The organism is Amycolatopsis sp. NPDC005232, assembly GCF_040607795.1.
In the GTDB taxonomy this organism is placed as follows: domain Bacteria; phylum Actinomycetota; class Actinomycetes; order Mycobacteriales; family Pseudonocardiaceae; genus Amycolatopsis.
In genome coordinates this window covers 1-5262 of the sequence record NZ_JBEXHL010000084.1, presented here as the reverse complement: position 1 = coordinate 5262, position 5262 = coordinate 1, and the positions used below count along the sequence as shown (strand labels likewise).

General features: G+C 56.0%; 3 rRNA genes. All 3 read right to left on the bottom strand.

Features of this window, described 5'->3' with window-relative positions:
- Positions 1 to 3: 3 nt before the first annotated feature.
- Positions 4 to 120, bottom strand: a 5S ribosomal RNA gene (rrf, locus tag ABZU76_RS51500).
- Positions 121 to 176: 56 nt separating this feature from the next.
- Positions 177 to 3292: ribosomal RNA gene (locus tag ABZU76_RS51495) — 23S ribosomal RNA — on the bottom strand.
- Positions 3293 to 3623: 331 nt separating this feature from the next.
- Positions 3624 to 5142, bottom strand: a 16S ribosomal RNA gene (locus ABZU76_RS51490).
- Together the 16S, 23S and 5S rRNA genes form the textbook arrangement of a ribosomal RNA operon.
- Between the last annotated feature and the right edge of the window lie 120 nt (positions 5143 to 5262).

The window sequence follows — 5262 nt, the reverse complement described above, 5'->3', positions numbered from 1 at the left end:
TTAGTTCGGCGGCGTCCTACTCTCCCACAACCCTTCGGTTGCAGTACCATCGGCGCTACCAGGCTTAGCTTCCGGGTTCGGAATGGGACCGGGCGTTTCCCTGGCGCTATAACCACCGAAACACTATGAAACACGCGTGGTGTTTCAGAACCGTAGAGTGGATGCGTAACATCTTTGTAGGCAAGTCCTCGGCCTATTAGTACCAGTCAACTCAACAACACATTACTGTGCTTCCATTTCTGGCCTATCAACCCAATCGTCTCTTGGGGGCCTTAACCCACATGGGGTGGGATACCTCATCTTGGAACAGGCTTCCCGCTTAGATGCCTTCAGCGGTTATCCCTTCCGAACGTGGCCAACCAGCCATGCCCCTGGCGGGACAACTGGCACACCAGAGGTTCGTCCGTCCCGGTCCTCTCGTACTAGGGACAGCCTTCCTCAAGTATCCTACGCGCGCGGCGGATAGGGACCGAACTGTCTCACGACGTTCTAAACCCAGCTCGCGTGCCGCTTTAATGGGCGAACAGCCCAACCCTTGGGACCTACTCCGGCCCCAGGATGCGACGAGCCGACATCGAGGTGCCAAACCATGCCGTCGATATGGACTCTTGGGCAAGATCAGCCTGTTATCCCCGGGGTACCTTTTATCCGTTGAGCGACACCCCTTCCACCAGGTGGTGCCGGATCACTAGTCCCGACTTTCGTCCCTGCTCGACATGTCTGTCTCACAGTCAAGCTCCCTTGTGCACTTGCACTCAACACCTGATTGCCAACCAGGCTGAGGGAACCTTTGGGCGCCTCCGTTACTCTTTAGGAGGCAACCGCCCCAGTTAAACTACCCATCAGGCACTGTCCCTGAACCAGATCATGGCCCGAGGTTCAGATTCCCAATTCGACCAGAGTGGTATTTCAACATTGACTCCACGATAACTAGCGTCACCGCTTCACAGTCTCCCACCTATCCTACACAAGCCGAACCGAAAACCAATACCAAACTATAGTAAAGGTCCCGGGGTCTTTCCGTCCTGCCGCGCGTAACGAGCATCTTTACTCGTAGTGCAATTTCGCCGGGCCTGTGGTTGAGACAGCCGGAAAGTCGTTACGCCATTCGTGCAGGTCGGAACTTACCCGACAAGGAATTTCGCTACCTTAGGATGGTTATAGTTACCACCGCCGTTTACTGGCGCTTAAATTCTCAGCTTCACCCCCGAAGGGATTAACCGGTCCTCTTAACGTTCCAGCACCGGGCAGGCGTCAGTCCATATACATCGTCTTGCGACTTCGCATGGACCTGTGTTTTTAGTAAACAGTCGCTTTCCGCTGGTCTCTGCGGCCACCCACCCCTAGTCCGCGAAGGACTTCAAGGTGTTTGGCCCCCCTTCTCCCGAAGTTACGGGGGCATTTTGCCGAGTTCCTTAACCACAGTTCACCCGATCGCCTTGGTATTCTCTACCTGACCACCTGTGTTGGTTTGGGGTACGGGCCGTGCATGCACTCACTAGAGGCTTTTCTCGGCAGCATAGGATCACCCTCTTCGCCTCAAACGGCTACGCATCACGTCTCAGCCTACATGGAACACGGATTTGCCTATGTTCCGGCCTACACGCTTACACCAGGACAACCATCGCCTGGCGGAGCTACCTTCCTGCGTCACCCCATCGCTTGACTACTACAGAATCAGATCCCACGCTCCACAACACAGCTCCATCCGAAGACTTCACCATGCGCTTTGGGTGGTTAGTATCAACTGCCTCATCATGGGCGCACATGCTCGGGTACGGGAATATCAACCCGTTGTCCATCGACTACGCCTGTCGGCCTCGCCTTAGGTCCCGACTTACCCTGGGCGGATTAGCCTGGCCCAGGAACCCTTGGTCATCCGGCGGCAGAGTTTCTCACTCTGCATTCGCTACTCATGCCTGCATTCTCACTCCCACACCCTCCACCGCTAGCTTCCGCCACGGCTTCACTGGATGCAGGACGCTCCCCTACCCATCAACACGACTACACACAACCCCGAAAGGTTGAGCGGATCTATTGTGTCAATGACACAGCTTCGGCGGTGTGCTTAAGCCCCGCTACATTGTCGGCGCAGGACCACTTGACCAGTGAGCTATTACGCACTCTTTCAAGGGTGGCTGCTTCTAAGCCAACCTCCTGGTTGTCTGGGCAATCCCACATCCTTTCCCACTGAGCACACACTTAGGGGCCTTAGCTGGTGTTCTGGGCTGTTTCCCTCTCGACGACGAAGCTTATCCCCCGCCGTCTCACTGCCGCGCTCTCACTTATTGGTATTCGGAGTTTGGTTGATTTCGGTAACCCGGTAAGGCCCCTAGACCATCCAGTAGCTCTACCCCCAACAAGAAACACGCGACGCTGCACCTAAATGCATTTCGGGGAGAACCAGCTATCACGGAGTTTGATTGGCCTTTCACCCCTACCCACAGCTCATCCCCCAGGTTTTCAACCCTGGTGGGTTCGGGCCTCCACGACGTCTTACCGACGCTTCACCCTGGCCATGGGTAGATCACTCCGCTTCGGGTCTAGACCACGCGACTATATCGCCCTATTCAGACTCGCTTTCGCTACGGCTACCCCACACGGGTTAACCTCGCCACGCAGCACTAACTCGCAGGCTCATTCTTCAAAAGGCACGCCATCACTCGAAAGCTCTGACGGCTTGTAGGCACACGGTTTCAGGTACTCTTTCACTCCCCTCCCGGGGTACTTTTCATCTTTCCCTCACGGTACTCGTCCGCTATCGGTCTTCAGGAAGTATTTAGGCTTACCGGGTGGTCCCGGCAGATTCACAGCAAATTCCACGAGCTCGCTGCTACTCGGGAACACCACCAAGAACAACAACATGCGTTTTCGCGTACGGGACTCTCACCCACTCCGGTCGCCCATCCCAAGGCGTTCCACTAACACATGCGCCATCCCGAAGAAATGTCAGTCTCTTCAAGGCGGGTCCCACAACACCGTCTACACAACCCCTGACAGGTATCACATGCAAACGGTTTAGCCTCTTCCGCTTTCGCTCGCCACTACTCACGGAATCACTTTTGTTTTCTCTTCCTACGGGTACTGAGATGTTTCACTTCCCCGCGTTCCCTCCACACCGGCTATATATTCACCGGCGGGTAACACCACATCACTGGTGCTGGGTTTCCCCATTCGGAAATCCTCGGATCACAGCTCGGTTGACAGCTCCCCGAGGCTTATCGCAGCCTCCTACGTCCTTCATCGGCTCCTGAAGCCAAGACATCCACCATGTGCCCTTAACAACTTGACCACAAAGATGCTCGCATCCACTCTACAGTTCTCAAACACCACACCAGAAACACACGTTCCCAGGGCAAATGCCCCAAGGCGTGTTGCCTCAGGACCCAACAGTGTGCATCGTGAACAACCCACCACCCGGCTCCACAAACCCGCGTTCCACGCCAAGACCCGAAGACCTTCGCAGTACTAGCCGGCAGTGTCGCCACCGCAATGAGCCATAACCAGTAGTTCCACAATTCCTTGAGCAACCAGGACAGTCCTACATTCGAGGACTAGGCCCCAGCCACTCCACCGAGGTTGGTCCGGGTATCCCGGCCTGGTGGATGTGTTGTGCTCCTTAGAAAGGAGGTGATCCAGCCGCACCTTCCGGTACGGCTACCTTGTTACGACTTCGTCCCAATCGCCAGTCCCACCTTCGACCACTCCCTCCCTTGCGGGTTGGGCCATGGGCTTCGGGTGTTACCGACTTTCATGACGTGACGGGCGGTGTGTACAAGGCCCGGGAACGTATTCACCGCAGCGTTGCTGATCTGCGATTACTAGCGACTCCGACTTCACGCAGTCGAGTTGCAGACTGCGATCCGAACTGAGACCGGCTTTAAGGGATTCGCTCCACCTCGCGGTATCGCAGCCCTCTGTACCAGCCATTGTAGCATGTGTGAAGCCCTGGACATAAGGGGCATGATGACTTGACGTCATCCCCACCTTCCTCCGAGTTGACCCCGGCAGTCTCCCACGAGTCCCCGCCATAACGCGCTGGCAACGTAGGATAAGGGTTGCGCTCGTTGCGGGACTTAACCCAACATCTCACGACACGAGCTGACGACAGCCATGCACCACCTGTACACCAACCACAAGGGAAGCCCCATCTCTGGGGATGTCTGGCGCATGTCAAGCCCAGGTAAGGTTCTTCGCGTTGCATCGAATTAATCCACATGCTCCGCCGCTTGTGCGGGCCCCCGTCAATTCCTTTGAGTTTTAGCCTTGCGGCCGTACTCCCCAGGCGGGGCGCTTAATGCGTTAGCTACGGCACGGACAACGTGGATGTCGCCCACACCTAGCGCCCAACGTTTACAGCGTGGACTACCAGGGTATCTAATCCTGTTCGCTCCCCACGCTTTCGCTCCTCAGCGTCAGTATCGGCCCAGAGACCCGCCTTCGCCACCGGTGTTCCTCCTGATATCTGCGCATTTCACCGCTACACCAGGAATTCCAGTCTCCCCTACCGAACTCAAGTCTGCCCGTATCGACCGCACGCTCCACGTTAAGCGTGGAGATTTCACGGCCGACGTGACAAACCGCCTACGAGCTCTTTACGCCCAATAATTCCGGACAACGCTCGCACCCTACGTATTACCGCGGCTGCTGGCACGTAGTTAGCCGGTGCTTCTTATCCAGGTACCGTCACTTGCGCTTCGTCCCTGGCGAAAGAGGTTTACAACCCGAAGGCCGTCATCCCTCACGCGGCGTCGCTGCATCAGGCTTTCGCCCATTGTGCAATATTCCCCACTGCTGCCTCCCGTAGGAGTCTGGGCCGTGTCTCAGTCCCAGTGTGGCCGGTCACCCTCTCAGGCCGGCTACCCGTCGTCGCCTTGGTAGGCCATTACCCCACCAACAAGCTGATAGGCCGCGGGTTCATCCTGCACCGCCAGAACTTTCAACCAACCCCCATGCGGAAGTTGGTGATATCCGGTATTAGACCCCGTTTCCAAGGCTTATCCCAGAGTGCAGGGCAGATTACCCACGTGTTACTCACCCGTTCGCCACTCATCCACACCCGAAAGTGTTTCAGCGTTCGACTTGCATGTGTTAAGCACGCCGCCAGCGTTCGTCCTGAGCCAGGATCAAACTCTCCAACAATGAATAGTTTGATCGAGACTATTCTCAATCTAGTTTTCTCAAAGGAACCTCATACGAGGTTACATATAAGCTCTACTGGCTTAGTTCACTAGCACACTGTTGAGTTCTCAAGCAACACAC